The organism is Duganella lactea (assembly GCF_009857505.1).
Classification (GTDB): Bacteria; Pseudomonadota; Gammaproteobacteria; order Burkholderiales; family Burkholderiaceae_D; genus Rugamonas; species Rugamonas lactea.
The window spans coordinates 1-255 of sequence record NZ_WWCP01000123.1; the positions used below are offsets into that span (position 1 = coordinate 1).

Here is a 255-nt window from a genome sequence, read left to right on the forward strand (position 1 = left end):
TGTCACCGGCAGTCTCATTAGAGTGCTCTTGCGTAGCAACTAATGACAAGGGTTGCGCTCGTTGCGGGACTTAACCCAACATCTCACGACACGAGCTGACGACAGCCATGCAGCACCTGTGTAATGGTTCCCTTTCGGGCACCCTCCAATCTCTCAGAGGTTCCATCCATGTCAAGGGTAGGTAAGGTTTTTCGCGTTGCATCGAATTAATCCACATCATCCACCGCTTGTGCGGGTCCCCGTCAATTCCTTTGA

1 rRNA gene is annotated in these 255 nt (G+C 52.2%); it reads right to left on the minus strand.

The window, feature by feature from the left end:
* Nucleotides 1-255, minus strand: a 16S ribosomal RNA gene (locus GTP44_RS28515); the annotation flags it as partial.